This window comes from Arthrobacter sp. B0427-1-12 (assembly GCF_059092905.1).
Window position 1 is genome coordinate 1 of sequence record NZ_JBNHIC010000062.1, and the last position, 18,591, is coordinate 18,591.

The window sequence follows — 18,591 nt, forward strand, 5'->3', positions numbered from 1 at the left end:
CTGCATAAGACCAGTCTTAACCACTGAGCGGACGAGTCCAGCAGGCGCGCCTTAAACTCCCCAAGTTACAGAAGCAATTTGTTCAGCGGCCTCCTAGACGACGCCGGTGGCGCCCAGCCAGGTGCCGATCAGGAAGGTCGCCAGCAGCGCCAGCAGGCCACCGACCACCACGCGGGCCATCGCCGGCAGAATCCGGGCGCCGCCAAGATAAGCGCCGAGTCCGCCGGTCCCGGCTAGGGCCAGCAGCGTCGCGGCAAACGCGATGGGCACGCGCATGCCCTCCGGCGGCAGCAGGATCGCCAGGGCCGGCAGCGCGGCGCCGGCTATGAAGGCTACAAAGGAGGCGAAGGCGGCATGCCAGGGGCTGACAACTTCATGCTGGTCGATACCGAGTTCTGCCTCAAGGTGCGCGCCGAGCGCATCATGCTCGGACAGCTCCCGGGCGACCTGCCGCGCGGTGGCCGGGCTGACCCCCTTGGCTTCGTAGATCCCGGCAAGCTCGGCCAATTCCTCCTCCGGCATGGTGTTCAGTTCCCAGCTCTCCTTGGCAATCAGCGCCTTCTGGCTGTCGCTGGAACTGGAGACCGAGACGTACTCCCCCAGAGCCATGGAAATTGCGCCGCCGATAACCGCGGCCAAGGTCGCGGCGAGCAGGGTGCCGAGGTCCGTGGTGGCGCCCGCCACGCCGACCACGATGGCGGCGACAGACACGATCCCGTCATTGGCGCCGAGCACGCCGGCGCGCAGCCAGTTCAACCGGGTCGCGATGCCGGTTCCGTGTGGCTCGTCCTCGTGCTGGCTGCTTCCTGCCGTCGAAGAATCAGGTTGGCTGCCCATGATTCCTAGGGAAGCACCATTTTCCGGCGGCTTCCAGCGAGGAAAACCAATCCTCCCCACGCTGAAGAAACGGCACCGCGGGGCTCAGGAGCGCGGTTCCCGAGCCGTCAGCCGGGGTAGTTCGGCTGCAGGTTGTCCCCGGAGGAGACGCGCTGCAGTGCTCTTTCCGCATATCTGTTTCGAACAGCAGGACCAAACGTCAGCACGGCATCGACCAGATAGCGCCGGAGCGATCAAGCGCCGATAACAGCGCATACGTCTGGAAGCATCCAACGGACCGCCTCAAATGTGGATACCGGCGTCGCAGACAGCGAGACCGTTCATGGAGGGTAATAGGCCGGTTTTTCAGGACCGTCAGGCGCTCAGCCTCACATCCCGCACCCACCAGCCCTGGAACATCACTCAGTGCCCGTTCAGGTTCGGACCGGAGGGATGGATTACCATGGCTGCATTACTGCACCTGACCGGCTGCGCCGTCATCAGCTATGTCCTCTGGGCTCCGCCGATCTACTAACCGCCTCACCGGCTGCCCTATCCACCGCGGCAAAAGGACGTCGACATTCCTTCCGGTCGGTCCGCAGTGGACGGGAGCAGCCGGCAGTACTCACCGCACAACACAGGTCGGCACGACGGATCAAGCCGTGCGGGCGGCGGGTACGGGCCGGCCCGGGCGGAGTGGAGGGACGTTCTCCCGCCGGACAAGCACCTGCACACCAGTACATTGCCCCGATCTTGGAAATTCCCCGGAACAATCCTGCCGGCCCGGACAGAAACGCCGGGCAGGGCCTTCACCCGTACCGGCAGCGTCAGGTTCAGTGCCCCGCGCGGGCCTGGGCTTTGATCCGGCACCAGCGGATCAGCACCCCTGCTGCGAACATGCCCAGGCTGGCCAGCACGGCCGAGACCGGCAGGGTTACCACCAGCACGGCACATCCAACGACGCCGATGGCCTGCAGGGCCTTGGGATAGCGGCGCTGTTCGGCCGGCTGGGTGAAGGCGGCCAGGTTGGCGATCAGGTAGTAGACCACGGCCCAACTGAACTGCGGCGTGCCCGATAACCTTGGGTGTCCCGCCTTTGGGTCGGTTGTCCTTCCCGGCCCTTCCGGGCCGGCTGCCCTGACTGCTGCGGGCTGTCGTGCCGCGGCGGCTGCCGTTGATTAACTAAAGAACTTCTACTTAGTCGGAAAGTCACTTGGTAATCAGGCAGCGACAAGGGTTGTGCATGTCCAATCTACCGTGTCAGCCTGAATAGCAGCCGGTTCCAGATTGACCGCCGTGGGGGCGGACCAGTCCTGCAGCCCTGGCTATCGCCGTTCGTGGCGGACCACGGGCCCGAGAGTGTCACCTTGGAACGGAGGGTGCTGCTCGAGGACGAGGAACGGCCCAACAGTTCATCGCCGGATCCCTGCGGGGATCCGGCGATGAACTGTTTACCCGCAGGCGTGGAAAGGCCCTTGGCTTCTCCTGCCCCTTCAGCTCAGGCGACAGCCGGCCGGCCACGGTGTTTCCGGCCTGAATCCGTCCCCCACCGAAAAGCACGCCCCGCATACCGGCAGAGCCAGGCCGCAATCCTCCTGTGACGGGCACCGGCCTGTATCCCTGGGGCTCAGCGGCCGGGTCGGGCGAAGCAGCAGCTCCGCACCAGGCAGGGGTCCGCGGCGGTGCGCCGCCTACACTGAACTGTATGATCCGGCGCAGCCGCGGCAGGAACATTCGCAGGGACCTGAGCGATGATGAACGCGACGAGTCCCCGATGCAGAAGCTGGACAGGAACTGGCTGGAAATACTGCAGGAGCTGCGGATGCTGCAGACCGGCGTCCAGATCCTCACCGGTTTCCTGCTGATCCTGCCGTTCCAGCCGCGCTTCGACCAGCTTGATACGCTCCAGCGGAGCGTTTACCTGGCGCTGGTGCTCTTGGCGGCGCTCACCACGGCGGTCCTGCTCACCTCGGTATCCCTGCACCGGGCCTTTTTCCGCCGCCACATCAGAAAGACCCTGGTCACCAGCGCCGACCTGCTGCTGCGGCTGACGCTGATCCTGCTGGGCCTGGTGCTGATCGGAACCACCGGCCTCATCTTCGACCTCGTCCTCGGCAGGACCCAAGGAGCCCTCACCGCACTGTGCCTGGGCCTGGTCATGCTGGGCCTGTGGGCGGTAACACCACTGACCGCCCGAGCCAGAAACTCCAAACAACACTGAACCGCTCCGGATCAGCCGGGCCGCCAGGAACCATTACCGGATGCCGGAGCAGCACATACTCCCCGAATACCGATAACAGCACATACGTCAGTGGCGGTCAGGAAACCAGTGCCGCCGGCCGCAGGGAGCCTTCGGTGGGGGCGCAGGCTTTCTGCCAGCGGTCGAAGTGCGGGCCGATGTTCACCCCGTGAGAGTGTTCGACCACGGCCAGGGTCTGGGGGTAGGTCAGCGGTGCTGCGGCATCCGTGAGCGCCGCTGCGATCCGGAGGGCGTCATCCCAGCCGGCGCTGATGATCGCCAGGGCCACGGCCAGCTGATCCGGGTCCGGACCAGCCGGATTCCCGAAGCGGCACAGGGCGGGGTTCCCGGTATCCAGATGCCGGAGCACCTGCTGCACCATGGCTGCATCCGGCAGTCCGGCCGGCCGGGACGCCATCAGCTGCGCGACGGGTCCGGCCAGGGCAATGACGTTGCGGCTGAACTCTTCTGGAGAGTTCCCGCCAGCACCGGCACAGGAATCCGGGGCAAGGAAGCGGAACCTGTGGCCGTGGGCCAGCAGTGCCACAGCATGTCCTGCCCGGTGGATGGCGGTGAGGCTCTCCGCGGCACGTTCCCTCACCGATTCCCGGCGGGAGGGTGCGGTCCGGTCCGCCTTACGCAGGCGCCGCAGAAACAAGGTCTTGACCTGGCTTCCAGGTCCGGTACCGGTGCGCCGGCGGGAGGCGGGGCCGAATCGTAGGGGTGGAATGTTCACAGACCGATTATTCCAGACATCGATAACCTTCGATGCATGCATCCCTCCTGTCGTCGGTGTGCCGTTGATCCCGCGGGCGATGGGCCCTCTCCTGCGTCTGCATGTCCTGGCATCTGCCTGCTGACGCAGGAGGTTGTGAACCGTCCGCAGGTGTTTTGCCCGAGCCGCCCCGTGCTCGATACCCCGGTTCCGCAGTGTTCAAAGCGCACCGGGTTCCCTCCGGCGGCATTCGGCCTACCCCGATTAACGGGTGCGGACCGAATGCCCGCTCTCGGCTGAAACTCCCGCCGTCGATCAGCTCAAGAGGGTCTGGACCCGCGTACGCAGCTCGCCGGGACGGGAGGGCTTGGTCATGAAGTCGTCTGCACCTGTCTCCAGGATGGTCGGCCCAACCTCAACCCGGCCGGTCAGCACGAGGATGTGGGCATCACTGAAACCCCTGATCCGGCGCGCCACTTCCTGGCCGCTGATATCCGGCAGCCCGAGGTCCAGAACGACCAGTCCGGGCCGGTGTTCGTGCACGGCGGCATGCCTTCGGTTCCGTTCCCGGTGGCGTGGACACTTAGTCCTGATGTCCTGAGCACGGCCGCTATCAGGCCGCGCATATCGAGGTCGTCTTTGATGACGACAGCGCTCTGGTTCCCCAACCCAATATCCCCCCTGCTCCGAGTTGGCCCGGTACTGGCCTCAGCGGAGGCACAGAGCCCACCGCTGCCGCCGGGGATTCTCACCTTTGCAGCAGCTGCCCAGGCACGAGGGTCCGGGGACATCATCTTCTTTCCGAAGCATAAGCCCACCGCATCGCCACTGCAGCAGGAATGAGTCTGCGTAAACAAGGCCCCTCCCCCACAGCAGCCCGACCAGAGAGACGCCGTAGCAGAGAGGCGCCGTCAATGGGATGGTCCAGGATCAGCCGGTGCCCAGTACCGCTTCGATGCGTTGGCGCAGTTCCCGGGGGCTGAAGGGCTTGGCCATGACCTCATTCACCCCGGCGGCGTGCAGATCCGCTGCTGCATGTGCCTGGGCGCTGACGAGCAGGATGTGCGCGTCGCTGAAGTCCCTGATCCGGCGTGCGACCTCGCACCCGTCGATATCGGGCAGCCCCAGATCCAGGGTGATGAGCCGGGGCCGGTGGGCCCGGACGGCCTCGATCCCGGCGGCACCGGTGCAGGCGGTGTGCACCGTGGCCCCGGAGTGCTGCAGGACCGCCTGCAGCAGCATGGTGATGTCATGGTCGTCTTCAATGACCACGGCCACTTTGGCCTCGTCCATTCCGGTCTCCCGTCAGCTCCAGCACCCGTACCGTCATCGTCAGGACAGCGCGGTTGCCTGCACCCGTTTGCTGTCGGTTTGAAGGCTTCTGCCGGGACCTCCCCATCCCCCCGTCTGGAGCGGTCCCGGCAGAAGCTGCCTTCCCCTTTGCGGGGTCCGGTCATACATCTCATCGCTCCCCCGCTGGTGCCTTAACGGTGCTCGGCCGACCTCAAGGAACAAGCCGGTTTCCGGCAGGAAAGGCCAAAGATTTAGCAGGACGGACCGTGAGGGGCGGCAGCTCATAAACCCCGAATAGGGGCCGTGACCGTCGGACCCGGTCGAAGCGGAGGCCTGGCCCGCACCTGAGGCGCTCCTTCCCGCTTTCACCCTGGTGGCAGCAGGCTCTCCCCCGGGGCCGGAGGCACCGGGGGCGGTGCGGTGAGGTTTTGGCAAATCCTGAGGCATTCCTGCGGGTTAACCGAGCCATCGCTTGAGCTTGGCCGGGCACACTAAGGGGTGTCGACGGGGCCAGTGGAGAACCTGTCGGAGCCCGCGGAGGAGGACACCGGGTCCTGCCGCACCGCACCGGATGGGGGAAGGATCGGCCCGGCCCCGTGGTCCATGGCCGGATCCCCCATTTTCGGGGGGTCTTCCCGCCCCAGGCAGGGCTGGGGCCTGCCAGCGGTGGGGGGAAGAATGGTTAACAGGTTCTCTGGGGGGAAGAAATCATGGGAAACACGACAGCTGTTGTTACTGAGGTCATCACCGCCGACGGGATGACCGCAGTTAAGGAACTGCCTCCTGCAGCCCGGATTCTGGGCCGCCGGTGGACCACGGATCAGCTGTATGCCCTGGCCGCCAGGGACCGCAGGGTCCAGCATCACGTCGAGCATGGTGCGGCCCGGATCGCCTTGGCCGCACATTTCCCGACCGTCGACACAACCGCCCTCCGGGCGATGGTCACCGCCACCATGGGAACCATCGCCGGAACGTACTGGATGGTTGCTGCCCTGCACCTGGCCCAGCTGGCGCTGGCCCATCCCCAGCTGCTGACCCCCGTCCAGTACAGCCTTCTGCTGGCTCCCCTGGAAGCCGCAGAAGCAGTGCCCGTCGCCTCCGAGGCCGTCATGGCCGCCTGAACGGCCTCCCGGATCAGGGCCGCGACGGCCCGAGGGGTTTCAAGGAGCCGTCGGGCCGCCCGGCTCATCCCGTCCCTGCCATTCAACGGTCACGCCCAACCGCTCCCTCACCCTGACTAGGTGCGTTGGGGCCCTGAACGCCGATAGCAGCGCATATGCCATAGTTCTGCCATGGCATTGTTGCGCATCGAACTCGACGCCGACCGCGACCACGCCAAACGCTTCGACGACCTCGTCACCCATGGTGCGCCCTTCCCCAAGGAGCGCGAGCTGGTCATCGAAGAGGCCCGGGCACGGGATACACCCCGACTGGCAAGGTCATATATCGAGGCATTGGCCAGGGGCAACCGCCGACCTTAAAGTTCGACGCGGAAGTCGACATCACCCCGGATTGATTTCCAACCCCGCCAGGAACATCCGCTTCGCGGACCTGCTGTGTCCGAAGACCACCGATAACAGCGCATATGACACCGCGAGTCCGGCGATTCGCATAGGATGCGAATCCGCCGGTCAGCAGGCTGGTGCTGCCTGACGGAAGCGGTTCATGCCCGGGACACCGGCCGTCCATAACCGTGTCATCCCTGAGGTATCTAATTGCACGCATGCATTTCTTCAAGACATCGCTGCTTCCTGCGGCACTCATTACGCTGGCCGTCGTCGCCGGCGCCCCTGCAGCGTCTGCCGCTCCCGCCCCTGGTGGGAACTCCGAAACCCCATGCGCCAAGCGCGGCGTCGGCACGGGTAATGGCCAGGGCCAGGCCAACGGCCGGGGCGCCGGCCTGGACAAGTGCCCCAGGACCGCTTCCCTCCTCTACTTCCAGGACGCACACGAAATCAGTCCGGTGGAGCAGGAGGACGGGGAGCGCGGCGGCGTCGCCCGTCTGAAGTCCGTGCTTGATACTCAGCGCGCCGAGCATCCGGACTCCGCCGTTGTCTTCGGCGGGGACCTGGCCGGCGGGACTCTGTTCGGCGGGCTTTACCACGGCTTCCCGATGGTCGAGGCCTTCAATCAGATGGGCGTGGACGTTGCCAGCTTCGGCCAGCACGACTTCGACTTCGGCGCGCAGAACGCCCTGGACCTTGTAACAGCGTCCGACTTTCCCTGGGTCAATTCAAACCTGGTGACAGCGGACGGCGAACCTTTCCTGCCCGGGGCACCCACCCACGTCCAGGAGGTTGGCGACCTGCGGATCGGATTCATCGGGCTGACCGGCAATATGGACACCACCACTACCGCCAAGGAAATCCTGGAGGTTGACCCGGTCATTGCCGCCGAAGCCGCTGTAGATCAGTTGGAGGGCCAGGATGTGGACGCTATTGTGGCGGTCACCCAGATTGACAAGGACGTCAATGAGCGCCTGCTTAACGAGGTGCCGGAGATCGATGCTTCGTTCCGCGAGGAAAACAGCTACGTGGCTGCGTCGGACGTCACGGTACGCGACGACGGCCGGCTGGTCCTCTCCCCGGAGGGTAATATGGGCTCGGTCCTGCGCCTGGACATCACTGTCGAGGACGGCGAAACGGCCCTGTCCCACGAAGAACTCCAGGTCGACGATTCCGTGGTACCTGACGCCGGGCTCTCCGCGTTCGAGGCGCATTACATCGCGGACATGGACGCCAAGCTGAACGAGCAAATTGGCACGTCCACCGGCTATTTGGACCGCGTCACCGTGGGCAACCTGGCCGCGGACGCCTTCCGCGCCTACGGCGGCGCGGACTTGGGCTGGATGAACGGCGGCGGTGCCCGCGCCGATATCCCCGGTCCAACGGTCACCCTCCGCGATGCCTACAGCGTCCTGCCCTTCGGCAACAGGGTGTCCGTTATCGAGGTGACCGGGGAGCAGCTGCTTGCCGGTTTGGAACATGCAGGTGGCGACCGGACTCGCCCCTCCGGCTTCAGTTACACCTACAGTCCGGGTTCGCCGGAGGGAAGCCGCATCAGCGACCTCCACACGCCGGAGGGCCCCATTGATCCTGCCGCCACGTACACTCTGGCCATCACCAGCTTCGTTGCCCAGAGCAATCCAGCATTCCAAGATGCCAGGGTGGTCCTGTCGGCCGAGGATGGGACGGTTGACGTCAGCGCCCTGATCGACCACATCAAGGCACTCGGCACACTTTTCCCCGATGCCCAGCCGCGCGTCGCTGTCCAATAAGTAGCCAAGAGCCGCCGGATCATAACGACGCCGCCGCCTCAGGTTCCGTACGCATGGAACCTGAGGTGGCGGCGTCGTTATTCCTCCCGGACCTTGGAAGCAATGTGCCGGGCACTCGACTGCCGGCCGACCTACTCGAGTGGGTCGAGGACTGAACAATCACCGGTCTCCTTCAGCACAGTTTGCTTCCCTCCACGGGCGGCCCTCCGCGTGATGTCGGCGCAGCTCGGAGGATCCCTCCGACCCCACGGTCCACGACGGCATCCCCAATTGCTGCCATGCCCGAGTGCCCCCGAAGAGATAGAGGCTGGCCTGTGGGCAGCGCCGCCCCTTCTTTCGGTGGAACGGAGGGCTGCCGTGACAGGCAGTGCCCGGCATTTGCTCAGCGATTATGGAGGCGCTCCTGTACAGCTGCGGTGGGATGGGTGGAAGAGGCTAGCGGATGGTCATGACCGAGCGCAGGTGCCATCACATCTGGCCCGCTCCCTCCCCAGACCTCAGCCATCGTCCCGCATGTACTGCAGGTTCCGCAGCGAAAAGCCCGTCATCTCCGGAAATTCGGCCCGCAGGTCATCAGGCAGCCGGCGGAACACCCCACTAACGACGGCAGATCCCGTCCCTGACGGCCAGACCGGCGGACACAAGCTCCGGCCCATCCGGGCTGAGACACCCGCCGCCTTGGGGATTTGCAGTCAAGAAGGACGGAACAACCTGGGGTGGGGGGGGACAACGGCCGCGGTCAACTGGGCGATGGAACGACGACCCACCGCCACGCTCCCATTCAGGTGGGCGTAAAGGAATAGCTTTACTCGGCAGGCGATGAAACTACCGACAACAGCGACAGACCGCCGCAACACTTAGCGAAGCATTGGGGCTACATCCGCCTAAACGAGGAACCGGGAATGGACTACGCGTTCCCGGCTCTCGGGGTTTTCCCTGCCAAAAGGAAACCTGTTGATCAAACGCGCCGCCGCTCGTCCGTAAGCAGTGCGGCTTCTCTGCCCTCACCGATCCGGGATTACGTTCCGGCCAACTACAAGAGTTCGATTTCGTCATTGCAGACCCGCGCCTCCTAGCACCTATGGATATTTACCTGTAAGGATTCGTTGGACATCTATAACGCCGATAACAGCGCATACGTCGCTCGGACTCCGATCCTCGGTCCGGCGTTTTTCCAAATCAGAGGCCTACTGTTCCAGATGACGGCCCCGCCAAGCTGAAACTGGCAGCGCCGCGGTCCCTCCCAACGGAGGGAAAAGGCATCGCCCCGGACTGCGCCCCAGGCCGGGGTGATGTCGTTGCTCGGTCCGAAAAGCTGCTAGCGGAGCCCATGTTTGCCAGTACTCGGAACCGAAATGAGTACGCTCCGCAGGTCTTGACGATTTGGGCGTGATCCTTGTGGTTCTGGGCACCAGCCGAGCGCAAAAGTTGACATATCAACTAAATGAGTTATGGTATATGCATATGCATGTATTTGTACTGGCGTTGAGTGCCGAGGCGGATGGTACCGCTGGAGCATTCTGCATCCGTCCGTGTTCGTTAGGGCTGTTGCGGCGACCGTCCCGCTCATGGACTTCTACAGCAGCGCCTCACAGAACCGGTAAGGCCAAGTGACAAGGACATTGCGAATCAATTTGTAAGGAGGAAATCGTGGTTGACAGTTCGACTCAGCACCGTGGCTCCATCGGGACCGTGTCTCAAAAGGGCATCCCCGACGAGGTGGACGTAGCAATCGTCGGCTCCGGTGGGGCAGGCCTGATGGCGGCGCTCACCGCCGCCAAGGAGGGCGCACGAGTTCTCGTTGTGGAGTCCCGGGAACTCGTCGGGGGCGCCACCGGCATCTCTGCGGGTGCCGCCTGGATCCCCAACCACGGCTTCTCGACCAAGGACCTGAAGGTGAAGGACGACCTGGACCAGGCCCGGCGCTACATCTACGGCCAAGGTCGCGACCAGGTCCTCGACCACGACCTGGTGGAGAAGTTCCTGGAAACCGGACCCCACGTCGTCCGGTTCATCGAAGAGCACACCTCCTTCGGGTGGATCCCGACGATCTGGCCGGACTACCGCTCCGACATCGACGGCGCGTCGGTCGGTCGGGCGCTCTTCCCTGGCCCCTACTCCCCCGAGGGACTGGGGGAGGCCGCGAAGTACGTGCGACCGGCCCTAACGACGGGCATGGCCAAGAACCCGCTCCCGTTCTGGTTGCTGGGTGGGATCGGCATCGATGACGTCTGGCTCGCCGGACCGGCATTGGTCGGAGCCCTGCTCGAGGGTGGCCTGCGCAACGGCGTCGACGTACGGGTCGAGACGCCCGCGGTCCGGCTCGTCACGGATGAGTCGGGAGTGCGGGGGATCGTCGTACGAGCTGATGGTGTCGAGCACACGGTGCGCGCCACCAAGGGGGTCCTGCTGGCCAGCGGCGGGTTCGAGAGCTCGGCCGAGGTCACCACGACCTACCTCGACGCGCCCTTCGGCGTGCAGGTCTCACCCAAGGGCCATGACGGCATCGCGGTGCAGCTGGCCAAGGAGGTGGGCGCTGACCTTACCGGGATGGAGGACGCCTGGTGGATGCCGGGAGTGCAGTTGCCCGGCGAGGAGTTGGAGGGCCAGCCGCTCAGTCGTGTGTTCCTGGGTGAACGTGCGCTGCCGCACAGCATCATGGTGAACAGCAAGGGTGAGCGCTTCGCGAACGAGGCTCTGGCCTACGACCAGTTCGGACAGATCATGCGCGAGGTCGACCCGGAGACGGGCACTATGCCCAATGCCACGGCGTGGCTGATCTTCGACCAGAACTACTGGGAGAAGTTCGGGATCTTCGGCGTCACGCCGGGCGGAGAGGTGCCCGAGTACCTCCACCGCGCTGACACCCTGTCGGAGCTGGCGGCCAAGATCAGTGTCGACGAGGTGGGGCTGCTCCGCACCGTCGACCGGTTCAACCCCGAGGCCGCACGAGGCCGCGACCCGCAGTTCAACCGCGGTGACACGATGTTCGACCGATACTTCGGCGCCTTCTATCCTCGGCTGGGCAAGAACTCGCCCGACGCGCGGTTCCCCGCCGCCACCGCAAAGGCTAGGGTGCGCATCGCCGCGGCGATCGGTCCGATCGTGAGCAAGCTCGCGGGACGGGTGGCGAAGAAGAACGACCCCGAGCGCGTGCGCTCCGTCGTGGTCGGGCCCCTGGCGAAGATCATCCGCCCCGTGCTGAAGAGCCCGAAGTCGAGCGTGTTGGGGCCGGTCGATACTGCACCCTACTACGCGCTCAAGGTCGAGGCCAGCGCGCTCGGCACTGTCGGTGGTCCGAAGACCGACGCACTCGGGCGCGCGCTGAACACCGAGGGCAAGGTCATTCCGGGCCTGTACTCCGCCGGCAACGCAGGCGGCGCGCCCACGAAGGGGTTCTACGGAGGAGCCGGAGGGACGATCTCGCTCGGACTGGTGTTCGGCTACCTGGCGGGACGCGAAGCAGCCCGGCGGCAGGATGACGCTTAAGCATTTCCTTGGTGACCTCGACCGTCGAGACGGCGGTCAAGGTCACTCCTCACGGGCAACAGCCTTCGCTGCGGGTGATCGCATGACCAATTGCATGCTCTCGGTCCTGGCGAATAACCAGCTGAGTAACTACGACCGCCAGAACCCGGCATACAACATTTGGCGATGACCTTCTCGAACAGGTTCACGATCCTGAGCCGGCAGTTAGCCGGTGCCTGAGCGTTGGTCCGGTGGGCACGCTGTACAGCCCCTGGTCTTAAGCCGATTCAGAACGGTGCCATCTGCTCGTGGCCGTTTGGACAGAGCCACCACCGCGGCTTGTTCCACGTACAACGTCGGCGGGCGTCAATGGCATGTTCTTGGTGGGGTGCCAGTCTGCCGCGGAGCACCTGCCTGCCTGCGCAGATGGGGCAACCTGATGCGCGATCGCGCTTGTTGACCAGTTCGTCCTGCAGTTCGGGAGCTTCCAGGACCGGTGCCAGAGTTGCCAGGTCCAGGTAGCCGATCTTCCCGCGGTCCGGGGTGTTCACGTACAGGCGCTTCTTGTCGTTCCGGCTCCAGGGGTTGAACGGGATGCCCACCGTAAGCTCCGACACCCGATGACTCAGTGGACACGAGCAGGAGATCTGGCGCGCCCTGCGTGAACTGATACGGGACTTCAAATCCGCCACGGACCGCCAGCTGATCCAGGACTCCGAACTGTCTGCCGTAGAGTATTCAGTCCTCGCTGCCCTATCGGAGGCCGACGGCGGTGTCCTGCGGGCCCGCGATCTGGCGCGGCAACTGGACTGGGAGCGGAGCCGGCCCTCCCACCTGCTCAAGCGGATGGAAACCAAAGGCCTGCCAGTGCGGACCGAGTGCCCCTCGGACCTCCGCGGCTACGACATCACGGTAACCAAGGCCGGCTGTAAGGCCATCATTCAGGCCGCCCCGACTACCTCAGCTTCGTCCGCGAGAACGTCTTCGACCCGCTGACCGAAGAAGAACGCGAGGCGCCCTGCTCCGCGGCCATGAAAATCCAGGCTCCATCCGCGACGCCGGCCTGTGGCAGAACCGTGGCTCCCAAAAGGGCTGAACCACTCACCCAAAGGCGCCGACCTCGGCGGCTCCGGCATCAAAATTACATAAATTTGCATCTATGTTTGCTGACATGTCAAGGCTCAGTGCGCTCGGCCCAAACCGCGATCGAGGAATTCGACCGCATGTTCGCCGCGCAGCGCTGATCCGCTTCCGCAAACGAAAGGAATCCTGCGATGGCTCGATTGTTCGGTAACCCCATGGCGCTGGTCATCCTGCTGGCGGTGCTCCTGCTGCTGTTCGGAGCGCCCAAGCTGCCGGGCATGGCCCGCAGTTTGGGCCAGTCGATGCGCATCTTCAAGTCCGAGGTCAAGGAGCTGACGGGTGACGGTCCCGAGGCCGCCGACCTGGGCCGCGAAGGCACCTCGCGGGCCCGCGAGGCCACGCCCGTACGCGAAGGGCGTGCCCTGAGCCCGGACGGAGCCATTGCCCACGGCTCTCATCATTGAGCGAAGCGGAACCCGAGGGGACGCCGGACAACCGTCCGGCGTCCTCTTCGCCTTTAGGCGGGCGCGTCCGCCCCCTGGGCCGGAGCCGGCGCCAGTCCAGGATTTCCGAGGCTTCGAGCCACTCCATCTCGAGCTCTTCCTGCTCGGCGGCGACCTCCTGAAGCTTGGTGCTCAGCTCGGCCAGCAGCGCGGAGTCGACGTCGGCCTTGGAGCCGGCGTGGTTCATCTGCTCCTTGAGCTTGTCCGCTTGCCGGGACAGCTTGGGCAGCTGCCGCTCGATCCGGTTCAGGTCTTTCTTGGCCTGGCGCTTCTCCGCCTCGGTGTGCGCGCTCTTGCCCGCGGCTATCTGTTCGCCGATAACGGCGCATATGTCGTGCGGCGTGGCGTGTGGGGCGGTGCGTAGCGCAAGCTCCGCACCGCCGCGCCGGTTACCTCCGGCTGATGTGCCTGTCTCCGCAGATTGGCTCTGACGACGAATGCTGGCAGTCCTCCACATGCATTTGCAAATGAATAACTAAGTATGCTTATTGTTGGAGGAAAGCCATTAGGAGGCAACCATGATCGGTTTCATTATTGCTGGACTCGTCATCGGGGCGCTTGCGCGCCTCATCAAACCCGGAAGGCAAAATCTGGGTCTCCTGGCAACGCTGCTGCTGGGCCTGGTCGGGTCAGTCATCGGAGGTGTCATCGCAAATCTGCTGGGTACCGGTGACATCTTTGAGCTAAACGTCATCGGATTCATCGTTGCCGTGATTGCGGCGATACTCCTTATCGGTGTGGCCGAGAGCATATCCGGCCGCCGCAGTGTTCGCCGCTAGGTATGGAGTGCTTTGTTGTCGCGATCACCGGCATGATTGCAGAGCGCCGCTGAGCGAAGGCCGCTATCCCACGCCTCAATAGTAGGCGGCATGGGATAGCGGTTCGGCATGCGGCTGTTCATCCAACGAACGCCTTCCATGATCCCGCCGAATGGATAAAGGTGATACAGGACGGTTCCGAGATTCCCGCCGTCCACCCCGGCCGCGAGTTGATCCCAATAGCGTTCAGGACCGACGCGCTGGTCAAGGTTGACCATGGATAGTCCATATCGCCGAGCGATAGCTGCCGATGGCGCCACGCCAAACTGCTTGGCATATCTAAGGAGCTTTCCGACACCGGCTGGCCCCGGCAAGCCAATGCGAACGGGCGTGTCGATTCCTTCACGGCGCAATCGCTCTATCCATTGCACAACGGCATCGGCGTCAAATCCGAACTGCGTCGTATTCTCGACCGAGCAGCCTGCATCCTGAAGAAAGCCGAACTTCCACTTCAAGCAGCGCCAGAGCGTGTCGGTGTCGATCTTCGGGTGCCCTTCCGGATAGCCCACGATACCCACATGGCGAATGGAATGGTGTTCCAGGAGGTCGCTTCTCAGAAGGGCCAGCGAGTCCTTAAAGGGACCGGCAGGGACCGCCGGGTCGCCGCCCACAAGGATGATCCGCGACGGCGCAGCCTCTGCGATGAGGGCGCCGAGAAGATAATCGCGGTCCCGTTCGGAGCGCAGGCGGCGCGAGGAAATAATTGGGACGGGCTCGAAGCCGCATGCTCGTATTACCCGTGCTGCATTGATGCGTTGGGCATGATCCTCATTACCGAGGAACGCGATGTTGATCGGCGTTCCCGGTGGAATCGCGGCCTTGGCGGCCTCGACTTGCACAATGTCCTTCCCCGCAACCTCCAGCGCGTAAAGCCCGCCTTGGGACTGCGTTGCGGATTGGTACTGACTGTCGAGGTTAGGCATCTCCATCACCTGGCTTTTCTGAGAAGAAGTCGTTCAGCTTGACAGAGAAGAACTCGACGGCCACATAGGTCATGAGGACCAGGAGTCCGGTGCCGAACACGCCCCAATATCCGTACGACGTGAAGTATTGGAGGATCGCCTGGCCTGTTGCGAATCCGGAACCGATTAGGAACGCGACGATTGCACCGGTGTACGAAAGAACGCGCAGGAAACTCGTCCCCTCAACGGTACCCAAGTGCGCTCTGGTCGGGGATCTCTGTGCCAGGGTGGGGTGTCTTCTCCCGAAGGTTGGGGATGGGCTGCCCGCCGTCGATAGAGGACGACGAGCTGAATCCGCAAAGGAGGGCTCGGCCGCGGCCAGGATGACGCAGGAGAACAGCGGCAGCCGAAATAGCACCCGAGCGATTGATATATCCACGCCCCGCTTGAATGGATCGCTGGGCGAAAAACGACTCCCTGTCAAGGCAGGAGCCGCAGGTCAAAGGGCGGTCGTGGGCGTTTCAGAAGTCGCGGCAGCAGCGCAGGCTCAGGGCTTGCGGGGCACGATGTAGGTGCTGCCGTCAGCCCTCCTGACGGTTTCCCACTGCTGCTCGGTTTCCTCCTGCTGGCTGTGCAGCAGCTCCTTGTTTTCCTCGGTCATGGCATGATCCAGCGAACTGGACTGCGCCGGCCCGAAAATGAACCGGGCCTTGCCGGTCACGCGCATAAATTTGGAGGCAAAGCTCTCACTGTGGGCCATGGAAGAATCCCTTTCCTTGGTGTTCCGCACATCTAATCGTACGCTAAACATTAGGGCACGAAATGATACGCAGGGACAATGCCCGGAAAGGCGGACGAGACATGACTGTTCAACAGGACGAGGACCTGCTTCTGGAACACCAGCTGTGCTTCGCCCTCTCGGTGGCATCGCGCAGCGTTGTGGCCGCCTACCGGCCGGTGCTGGAGAAGCTGGGTCTGACCCACCCCCAGTACCTGGTCATGCTGGCCCTGTGGGAACAGAGCCCGCGTACCGTCCGCAGCCTGAGCGAAGCCCTCACGATGGAACCGGCCACGCTCTCCCCCATGCTCAAGCGCCTGGAGGTGGGGGGACTGGTCTCACGAAACCGGGTTCCGGGCAATGAAAGAGCCCTGGCCGTCGGCCTGACCGACAAGGGAGCGGCCCTGCGGACCCAGGCCCTGGATGTGCCCGGCACGATGATGGAGCGCCTGGGGCTGACCCGGGACGATGTCCGGAAACTGAACCGCACCATGCGCGACATCATTGCCGCCACGAACCGGACGTAGCCCCTCCTGCTGTCTACAGCTATAACCAGACCGTATCCGGGAAGCAGGCCTGACGCCGGTTCTGCATTCTTCGGTCGCTACAAGAACCACATAAGCCGATAACAGCGCCTATGTCTTGAGTTTCTAGACCTCAGTCGGTAGCCGGCGCACCTCAGTCCCAGCGGACAAACCAACCGGCTACCCGCAGGCAATTCTTCTGGCCACCAGCGGATATAACCTGAACGCCTGCTTGGGAACCAAATCAAACGGTGAGTTAGGTCTGCCCGGCTGGCCGGGCGCTGTTGCGCAGTGTGTGCCGGCACCGGCAATCCGACAGTACGGGCCGGGACCTGAAACCGTGTTTGCGGTTCCCCTCCCCGAGGCCACGTTAAACGGCGGCGGCACACCGTTTGAGGTGCGCCCCGCCCTTCGTCACGATCTCTGTCCATGGACCGAATCAACCGGTCAATGGGGGATGGAACCTTGTTATGAGTCGGAACCGTGCCGGCTTCCGGACTTGGCCAGACCGCGGGCGATCATGTAGCCGATGGTAAGGAACGTGATGTACTGCATCGCCTGGTTGGCATCGAACCTGTCGCCGGCATTCTCGTCGCCGTTCTCCCCCACCACTATCGCGGTGATGATCGTGCCCAGGACCGCGGCGAGGTAAACGAAGAGTTCGGTGGTCTTCAGCGCGGCCTTGGTCTCGGCCAGCCGGTGGTGTGAGGTGTGCTCGTTGCGGGGCGTTGTCATGATGACTCCTGAAGTTTTGGGGTAGCCGTACCGGCCGTGCATCCGGTGAAAACGTGCTGCTCAGTCCCGCCGAATACACTGTAGACTTTACCTGTAGACAATGATGATGGCAAGCATGCTTACCTTCCCGGCGGGCCTGCCTTCCTGACTGTCCAGGCTGTGCAGATCCCCGACCCAAGAGACGATCAACCGCATGTCCAAGCATCCCGACGGCACAGGCCCCGGCCCGCCTCCGGACGGTGTTCCCGTTCCCCGCACACCGGCCCGGCGGCCCCGCCTGAACCGGGACCTCGTTCTGGCCACCGCGCTTCGGCTCATCGACGCGGAGGGTTTGGACGCACTGACCATGCGCCGGCTTGGACAGGAACTGGGCCGTGACCCGATGGCGCTCTACCGTTACGCGGACAACCGGGCCGCGCTCCTGGACGGCGTCGCGGAACTTGTCCTCAGCGAGCTGGTCATCCACCCCGAAGACAGCGACTGGAAGTCCCAGCTCAGACAGACCGCCCACGAGTTCCGGCGGATCGCCCTGACCCACCCCCACGTGGTGCCGCTGCTGGTCACCCGCCCCCTGTCCACCCCGCTGGGGCTTCGCCCCCTGGGCACCCTGCGCCCGCTGGAGCAGATCCTTTCCCTGCTCATCCGGGCCGGCTTTGCCCCGGCCGACGCCCTGCATGTGTACCGGGCCTACTACGGATACCTCTACGGTCACATTCTCAACGAACTGCAGGAATTCATCGTCGACCCCGAGGAAAAGGAACACCTGCTCCGCCTGGGCCTGCACCGACTGCCGGCGCGCGAATTCCCCCACCTCCGAAAACTGGCCCACATCCTCGCCGAATACGACGGCGCCGCCGAACTCGACCAGGGAATCACCATCCTCCTGGCCGGCCTGGAAGCCCAGCTGCACCCACCCGCCAACAAGGAACCCTGACCGGATCCGCCCCCCGGATTTCCCCGGCGGCATGCACGGCGTCACCGGCGAACCCTTCACCACCTGCCCGTAACCCGGATGACCCTGCCGGGCCGGGGACAGGACAGCCACCCCCTCGGCAGCTGCCCCCACCACCGGTCAGGCCCAGCACCGAGGGCAGGCGCCGCCGGCTGGCGGGACCGGTGCTTATCAGCGGGAAATGAGGGCGTGGGCTGCCCGCATGCGGCGGCGCCTCCCTCACGCAATGCTTTTCAGCCATGGACCCCGAAATCGGCTCAGCACCTGACCCCACCCGGGTCTTGGCCTGCGCTGACCGGCACGACCCCCGGACCCGTGATCACAGGAGAACACCGATAACAGCGCATACGTCAGGTATCCGTTGTTCGCGATGGGAATTCAAGGCATGCGAGTGTCCTAATACGAAAGTAGGGTGAGTCAGGCTGCGGCGGCCGGCGTGAGGGTGACGTCGTAGCCGAGGTCATTGAGGCGTTTGATGGCGTTGTTCC

Annotated in this window: 21 protein-coding genes; 11 read left to right on the top strand and 10 right to left on the bottom strand. The window is 64.3% G+C overall.

All coding sequences use genetic code 11. From position 1 onward, the window contains the following. Positions 1 to 93 precede the first annotated feature (93 nt). Together AC5RWU_RS21100 and AC5RWU_RS21105 are read right to left on the bottom strand one after the other, a co-directional pair. Positions 94 to 837, bottom strand: coding sequence for a VIT1/CCC1 transporter family protein (locus tag AC5RWU_RS21100; protein ID WP_494032985.1), 744 nt, complete (start codon positions 835 to 837; stop codon positions 94 to 96). An 812-nt stretch (positions 838 to 1,649) separates the two neighbouring features. Beyond that, entirely contained in the window at positions 1,650 to 1,865 is a 216-nt protein-coding gene (locus tag AC5RWU_RS21105) for a hypothetical protein (RefSeq protein WP_494032984.1), read from the bottom strand. 656 nt (positions 1,866 to 2,521) lie between these two features. On the opposite strand from AC5RWU_RS21105, the gene AC5RWU_RS21110 reads away from it, so the two are divergent. Continuing rightward, positions 2,522 to 3,037, top strand: coding sequence for a DUF6328 family protein (locus AC5RWU_RS21110; RefSeq protein WP_494032983.1), 516 nt, complete (start codon positions 2,522 to 2,524; stop codon positions 3,035 to 3,037). Between the two features lie 97 nt (positions 3,038 to 3,134). Here the strand turns inward: AC5RWU_RS21110 and AC5RWU_RS21115 are convergent, their stop codons facing one another. From AC5RWU_RS21115 to AC5RWU_RS21125, 3 genes are all read right to left on the bottom strand, one after another. Then, positions 3,135 to 3,791, bottom strand: a complete 657-nt coding sequence (locus AC5RWU_RS21115) for a hypothetical protein (protein WP_494032982.1) — start codon at positions 3,789 to 3,791, stop codon at positions 3,135 to 3,137. 294 nt (positions 3,792 to 4,085) lie between these two features. Next, a complete protein-coding gene (locus tag AC5RWU_RS21120; RefSeq protein ID WP_494032981.1) occupies positions 4,086 to 4,313 on the bottom strand; it encodes a response regulator transcription factor in 228 nt (75 codons plus the stop codon). Positions 4,314 to 4,700: 387 nt separating this feature from the next. Next, positions 4,701 to 5,063, bottom strand: coding sequence for a response regulator transcription factor (locus tag AC5RWU_RS21125; RefSeq protein WP_494032980.1), 363 nt, complete (start codon positions 5,061 to 5,063; stop codon positions 4,701 to 4,703). A gap of 710 nt (positions 5,064 to 5,773) precedes the next feature. Between AC5RWU_RS21125 and AC5RWU_RS21130 the strand changes: the two genes are divergently transcribed. The 4 genes from AC5RWU_RS21130 to AC5RWU_RS21145 all read left to right on the top strand — a co-directional run bounded on the left by AC5RWU_RS21130 (position 5,774) and on the right by AC5RWU_RS21145 (position 11,829). Continuing rightward, entirely contained in the window at positions 5,774 to 6,184 is a 411-nt protein-coding gene (locus AC5RWU_RS21130) for a hypothetical protein (protein ID WP_494032979.1), read from the top strand. Positions 6,185 to 6,355: 171 nt separating this feature from the next. Beyond that, on the top strand, positions 6,356 to 6,544 hold the full coding sequence (locus AC5RWU_RS21135) for a hypothetical protein (protein ID WP_494032978.1): 189 nt from the start codon (positions 6,356 to 6,358) through the stop codon (positions 6,542 to 6,544). 242 nt (positions 6,545 to 6,786) lie between these two features. Then, positions 6,787 to 8,340 (top strand): bifunctional metallophosphatase/5'-nucleotidase, encoded by a 1,554-nt coding sequence (locus AC5RWU_RS21140; RefSeq protein WP_494032977.1) that lies wholly within the window; start codon positions 6,787 to 6,789, stop codon positions 8,338 to 8,340. A 1,650-nt stretch (positions 8,341 to 9,990) separates the two neighbouring features. After that, a complete protein-coding gene (locus AC5RWU_RS21145) occupies positions 9,991 to 11,829 on the top strand; it encodes an FAD-dependent oxidoreductase (protein ID WP_494032976.1) in 1,839 nt (612 codons plus the stop codon). A gap of 266 nt (positions 11,830 to 12,095) precedes the next feature. Here AC5RWU_RS21145 and AC5RWU_RS21150 read toward each other — a convergent pair whose 3' ends face one another. Continuing rightward, positions 12,096 to 12,425 (bottom strand): hypothetical protein, encoded by a 330-nt coding sequence (locus tag AC5RWU_RS21150; protein WP_494032975.1) that lies wholly within the window; start codon positions 12,423 to 12,425, stop codon positions 12,096 to 12,098. Positions 12,426 to 12,585: 160 nt separating this feature from the next. Between AC5RWU_RS21150 and AC5RWU_RS21155 the strand changes: the two genes are divergently transcribed. The 4 genes from AC5RWU_RS21155 to AC5RWU_RS21170 all read left to right on the top strand — a co-directional run bounded on the left by AC5RWU_RS21155 (position 12,586) and on the right by AC5RWU_RS21170 (position 14,173). After that, positions 12,586 to 12,804 (top strand): hypothetical protein, encoded by a 219-nt coding sequence (locus tag AC5RWU_RS21155; protein WP_494037209.1) that lies wholly within the window; start codon positions 12,586 to 12,588, stop codon positions 12,802 to 12,804. 278 nt (positions 12,805 to 13,082) lie between these two features. After that, positions 13,083 to 13,355 carry a Sec-independent protein translocase subunit TatA gene (gene tatA / locus AC5RWU_RS21160; protein ID WP_494032974.1) on the top strand — a complete coding sequence of 91 codons (273 nt, stop codon included), beginning with the start codon at positions 13,083 to 13,085 and terminating at the stop codon, positions 13,353 to 13,355. Between the two features lie 217 nt (positions 13,356 to 13,572). Further along, positions 13,573 to 13,758 (top strand): hypothetical protein, encoded by a 186-nt coding sequence (locus AC5RWU_RS21165; protein WP_494032973.1) that lies wholly within the window; start codon positions 13,573 to 13,575, stop codon positions 13,756 to 13,758. Positions 13,759 to 13,912: 154 nt separating this feature from the next. After that, on the top strand, positions 13,913 to 14,173 hold the full coding sequence (locus AC5RWU_RS21170; RefSeq protein ID WP_494032972.1) for a GlsB/YeaQ/YmgE family stress response membrane protein: 261 nt from the start codon (positions 13,913 to 13,915) through the stop codon (positions 14,171 to 14,173). On the opposite strand, the gene AC5RWU_RS21175 is transcribed toward AC5RWU_RS21170, so the two are convergent. The 3 genes from AC5RWU_RS21175 to AC5RWU_RS21185 all read right to left on the bottom strand — a co-directional run bounded on the left by AC5RWU_RS21175 (position 14,170) and on the right by AC5RWU_RS21185 (position 15,874). Further along, the gene (locus AC5RWU_RS21175; protein WP_494037205.1) at positions 14,170 to 15,135 is read right to left on the bottom strand and encodes a methylenetetrahydrofolate reductase; all 966 of its coding nucleotides are present in this window, start codon (positions 15,133 to 15,135) and stop codon (positions 14,170 to 14,172) included. The two genes, AC5RWU_RS21170 and AC5RWU_RS21175, sit on opposite strands and share 4 nt — an antisense overlap. Next, the gene (locus AC5RWU_RS21180; protein WP_494032970.1) at positions 15,128 to 15,370 is read right to left on the bottom strand and encodes a hypothetical protein; all 243 of its coding nucleotides are present in this window, start codon (positions 15,368 to 15,370) and stop codon (positions 15,128 to 15,130) included. The genes AC5RWU_RS21175 and AC5RWU_RS21180 overlap by 8 nt, the downstream gene beginning before the upstream one ends. Before the next feature lie 291 nt (positions 15,371 to 15,661). Then, positions 15,662 to 15,874: a hypothetical protein gene (locus tag AC5RWU_RS21185; RefSeq protein ID WP_494002731.1), complete on the bottom strand. Its 213-nt coding sequence runs from the start codon at positions 15,872 to 15,874 to the stop codon at positions 15,662 to 15,664. A gap of 101 nt (positions 15,875 to 15,975) precedes the next feature. Between AC5RWU_RS21185 and AC5RWU_RS21190 the strand changes: the two genes are divergently transcribed. Next, a complete protein-coding gene (locus tag AC5RWU_RS21190) occupies positions 15,976 to 16,419 on the top strand; it encodes a MarR family winged helix-turn-helix transcriptional regulator (protein ID WP_494037206.1) in 444 nt (147 codons plus the stop codon). A gap of 465 nt (positions 16,420 to 16,884) precedes the next feature. Here AC5RWU_RS21190 and AC5RWU_RS21195 read toward each other — a convergent pair whose 3' ends face one another. After that, positions 16,885 to 17,151 (bottom strand): hypothetical protein, encoded by a 267-nt coding sequence (locus tag AC5RWU_RS21195; RefSeq protein WP_494037207.1) that lies wholly within the window; start codon positions 17,149 to 17,151, stop codon positions 16,885 to 16,887. 193 nt (positions 17,152 to 17,344) lie between these two features. Between AC5RWU_RS21195 and AC5RWU_RS21200 the strand changes: the two genes are divergently transcribed. Beyond that, entirely contained in the window at positions 17,345 to 18,085 is a 741-nt protein-coding gene (locus tag AC5RWU_RS21200; RefSeq protein ID WP_494037208.1) for a TetR/AcrR family transcriptional regulator C-terminal domain-containing protein, read from the top strand. Positions 18,086 to 18,591: the final 506 nt, after the last annotated feature.